This window comes from Microbacterium sp., assembly GCF_035277845.1.
Classification (GTDB): Bacteria; Actinomycetota; Actinomycetes; order Actinomycetales; family Microbacteriaceae; genus Microbacterium.
Window position 1 is genome coordinate 1 of the sequence record NZ_DATEJS010000219.1, and the last position, 3,175, is coordinate 3,175.

Here is a 3,175-nt window from a genome sequence, read left to right on the forward strand (position 1 = left end):
TCCGCGTGCGCGGCGCGCGCCCGGGCACGCGGACTCGCGCATCGTGCACGCTTGCGCCGACACGTCAAGCCCCTCCCCGGAAGACCGCGAGCGGAGCACGATCACGACAACATCACGAAAGGCGGCCCGAGGATGATCGGCACACGCATGCACGCCACAGCGCACCTCGAGACGAGTTTCGCCGACGTGGTCAACGCCCACCTCGACGACCACCTCGAAGCCGTCACCGCGCTGCGGCGGGAGCTTCCCCTGCTGATGCTGTGGGGATGCGAACTGGCCCGGCGCCTGACCACCGGGCACCGCCTGCTCGTGGTCGGCAACGGCGGCTCGGCCGCGGAGGCGCAGCATTTCACCGCCGAGCTGGTCGGACGGTTCGACGGCGACCGGCCGCCGTTCCCTGCGATGGCGCTGCACGCCGAGACCTCGAGCGTGACGGCGATCGCCAACGATTACGGCTATGAACAGGTGTTCGCCCGGCAGGTGCAGGCGCACGCACAGGATGCCGATGTGGTGATCCTGCTGAGCACGGGCGAGTTCAGCCCGAACCTCGTCGCCGCGGCCCACGCCGCGCGCGCGATCGGGGCGTCGACGTGGGCGCTGACCGGCCCGGGGCCGAACGACCTGTCCGACGCGAGCGACGCCGCGCTCTGCCTTTCCGGCACGCCGGCGGCCGTGCAGGAGGCGCAGCTTCTGGCCATCCACCTGCTCTGCCGCGTTTTCGACGACCGGGTGCACGCGCTCGATCCGCGGGGCCGGGCGGGCGACGACAGCTTCGACAGGCCCACGGCGATCGGCCGTGCGGCCTCGTGAGAGGAGAGAGGCCACATGCATCCTGACGAACACGAGCAGGCGCGGGACGGAGACGTCGAGACGCTGCTCCATCGCGGACACTGGATCACACGGGTGGTCGGCCGTGACGGCATGTCGCACATCTTCAGCAATCGCGCGGAGGCCGTCGAGGCCGGGCGGGATCTCGCCGAGCAGTTCGGCACGAAGCATCTGATCCGGGACGACGACGGGCCGCGCACCCGCGTCTCGCCGCCCGGCATCGAGGAGGGGCGCGGGATGCCGCCGACCACGGATGCCGACGGCATCCCGTTCGACAATCCGTCCGGATGACGACGAAGGGCGGCGGTCCGTGCGACCGCCGCCCCTCACAGGTCCGGTCAGTGGTTGCGCAGCATCCGGATCAGGTCGGACTTCTTCTTGCCCGAGTACCCCTTCAGGCCCAGTTGCTTCGCCCGCGCACGCAGTTCCGGAACCGTGCGCTCGTCGTAGTCCTCGGCCGTGCCGCCGCGGTGACCGACCGCCTTGCGGCCGTCGCGCGCGGCCGCATTGGAGATGCGTGCGGCCTTCTCCTCGGATGCGCCCTCCTTGCGCAGGCTCCGGTACATCTCCTCGTCCTTGATGGCGTTGCCCCGCCGTCCGGGCATGATGACTCCTTTTTCTTCCTTCTTCTGCGTCGTCAGTCGATGAGTTCGATCTGCAGGGCGACGAACTGCACGTCCTCGTCGCTCAGCACGGAGCCGTGCGGCACCGCTGCGCCGGTGAGGCGCTCGATCTCCATGAGCACAGCGGCACCCAAGGGGCCGGCCGGCTCCAGGAGCACGGCATGCCGGGCATCGATGGTCAGATACGGCCACCAGGTGTGGATCGGCGGCATCCCCGTCTTCTCGTCAGTCATGTGTCCTCCTCAAGGTCGAGCGTCTCGCCGCGTGGGCCGAAAGTGGGAGGACCTTGACAAACAGCCGCATGCTTGATCCGCGTTCGCGACTCCGCGGCACGAAATCGGTCAAGGGGCTTGCGCTTTGCGGACAGGGAGGGGAGCGTCGGTTCAAAGAGACATCCCAGACCAGCACGTCGACTGCCCAGGGCCCATGCCTCCGTCACCCGCAGCCGACACGAAAGAGCGGAAGCATTCAGGAGCTTCCCATGGGACGGCTGACCTACGACCATGACATCCGGGTCGAATTCGAAGACAGACTGCTGCTGCATCTGCAGCAGGTGATCACCAACAAGCTGCGTCGCGACGAGCCGTTCATCTTCACCTGGCGCGACGATCCGAGCCTCGGCGACGGCCGCATCAGCGTGTGGATCCACGCGCACGCCTCGCTCACCTACAAGTACTACGGCAGCCGCCGACCGTCCATCAACCGCGAGTGGCTCGAAGCCCTCGGCTACACGGCCAACTCGCCGGAGGGCCTGCACATCGTCCCCGAGCCGGCGGAGGAACTCGCCGTCTGACCACCAGAGGCGGACCTCGCACACCCTGCGAATCCCCGGATTCCGGGCCCTCCACCCGTCAGGCGCGGGAGAATGGAGGGACGCCCGGGGTTCGCCGTTTCCCATCAGCGCGCCTCTGGCCCGCTCACAGGAGGCAGCATGGACATCTCGACAGCACATGCCGGGCCGCTCGAGAACGGCCCGGACACCGAACCGCACGAGGCCGCGCATGTCGGTCCGACGACCACGCATGCGACGTGGGGCGCCGGATCCCCCCGGCTGATCATCACCCACGACGGCCTGCACCACATGTTCGCCCTGACCGACGACCACGTGCGCATCGGCACGGCGCAGGACTGCGAACTGCGACTCGGCGGCCTCGCCCCGGTGCACGCCGAGATCGACCACGACGAGCACGACGAGTACGTGCTCGTGTTGCACGGGCCCGCCGACACCAGCCACACCCAGACCCCGATCGCCACGGTCAACGCCGAGGGCGAGGTGCTGCGCAGCGGCGCCCAGATCATCATGGGGTCCTGGCGCCTCGTGTTCGAGCGTGACGAGTTCGCCGACCACGGGCGCCCGTACGGCGGCCGCGCCGGCGGTGAAGGCGCACACCAGCGCCGTCAGCCCTCCCGGCCGGACTACACCGACCAGCATCCGGCGGCCGAATAGTCCGCCGGCGGGCTACCGGTGGGCTACCGGTGGGCCGGAGAGGCCGGGACGCAGCCGCAGGACACGCGGCGCACGAGGGTGGGGGCGAACAGCTGACGGCGGCCCGCCGTCGGCTCGTCCACGAGCGCCGCGACCGCGGCACGCGCCATCGACCGCACCGGCTGGGCGACCGCGGTCAACGGCGGCCAGCTGAACTCGCCGTCGCGCGTGCCGTCGAACGAGACGACGGCGACATCCTCCGGCACCCGGAGCCCGGCCTCGTGCAGGGCGAGCAGGA

Annotated in this window: 7 protein-coding genes; 4 read left to right on the plus strand and 3 right to left on the minus strand. The window is 69.8% G+C overall.

Annotation, left to right across the window (positions count from 1 at the left end; genetic code table 11):
• The first annotated feature begins 132 nt into the window (after nt 1-132).
• Both VJR25_RS09175 and VJR25_RS09180 read left to right on the plus strand, forming a co-directional pair.
• Complete coding sequence (locus VJR25_RS09175) at nt 133-810, plus strand: SIS domain-containing protein (protein ID WP_324114668.1); 678 nt, start codon at nt 133-135, stop codon at nt 808-810.
• 15 nt (nt 811-825) lie between these two features.
• On the plus strand, nt 826-1,119 hold the full coding sequence (locus VJR25_RS09180; RefSeq protein ID WP_324114669.1) for a DUF2188 domain-containing protein: 294 nt from the start codon (nt 826-828) through the stop codon (nt 1,117-1,119).
• Between the two features lie 47 nt (nt 1,120-1,166).
• Here VJR25_RS09180 and VJR25_RS09185 read toward each other — a convergent pair whose 3' ends face one another.
• The gene (locus tag VJR25_RS09185) at nt 1,167-1,433 is read right to left on the minus strand and encodes a DUF7218 family protein (protein ID WP_324114670.1); all 267 of its coding nucleotides are present in this window, start codon (nt 1,431-1,433) and stop codon (nt 1,167-1,169) included.
• A gap of 32 nt (nt 1,434-1,465) precedes the next feature.
• Nucleotides 1,466-1,684 carry a hypothetical protein gene (locus tag VJR25_RS09190; protein ID WP_324114671.1) on the minus strand — a complete coding sequence of 73 codons (219 nt, stop codon included), beginning with the start codon at nt 1,682-1,684 and terminating at the stop codon, nt 1,466-1,468.
• A 248-nt stretch (nt 1,685-1,932) separates the two neighbouring features.
• On the opposite strand from VJR25_RS09190, the gene VJR25_RS09195 reads away from it, so the two are divergent.
• A complete protein-coding gene (locus VJR25_RS09195; protein ID WP_324114672.1) occupies nt 1,933-2,244 on the plus strand; it encodes an ATP-dependent DNA ligase in 312 nt (103 codons plus the stop codon).
• Nucleotides 2,245-2,382: 138 nt separating this feature from the next.
• Nucleotides 2,383-2,898 carry an FHA domain-containing protein gene (locus VJR25_RS09200; protein ID WP_324114673.1) on the plus strand — a complete coding sequence of 172 codons (516 nt, stop codon included), beginning with the start codon at nt 2,383-2,385 and terminating at the stop codon, nt 2,896-2,898.
• Nucleotides 2,899-2,921: 23 nt separating this feature from the next.
• Here VJR25_RS09200 and VJR25_RS09205 read toward each other — a convergent pair.
• Nucleotides 2,922-3,175: substrate-binding domain-containing protein (locus VJR25_RS09205; protein ID WP_324114674.1), on the minus strand; the 254-nt coding region annotated here is incomplete at its 5' end.

Coding starts and splice junctions, on each gene's coding strand:
- VJR25_RS09175 (WP_324114668.1), top strand. CDS start 133: ATGATCGGCACACGCATGCACGCCACAGCGCACCTCGAGACGAGTTTC.
- VJR25_RS09200 (WP_324114673.1), top strand. CDS start 2,383: ATGGACATCTCGACAGCACATGCCGGGCCGCTCGAGAACGGCCCGGAC.
- VJR25_RS09180 (WP_324114669.1), top strand. CDS start 826: ATGCATCCTGACGAACACGAGCAGGCGCGGGACGGAGACGTCGAGACG.
- VJR25_RS09190 (WP_324114671.1), bottom strand. CDS start 1,684: ATGACTGACGAGAAGACGGGGATGCCGCCGATCCACACCTGGTGGCCG.
- VJR25_RS09185 (WP_324114670.1), bottom strand. CDS start 1,433: ATGCCCGGACGGCGGGGCAACGCCATCAAGGACGAGGAGATGTACCGG.
- VJR25_RS09195 (WP_324114672.1), top strand. CDS start 1,933: ATGGGACGGCTGACCTACGACCATGACATCCGGGTCGAATTCGAAGAC.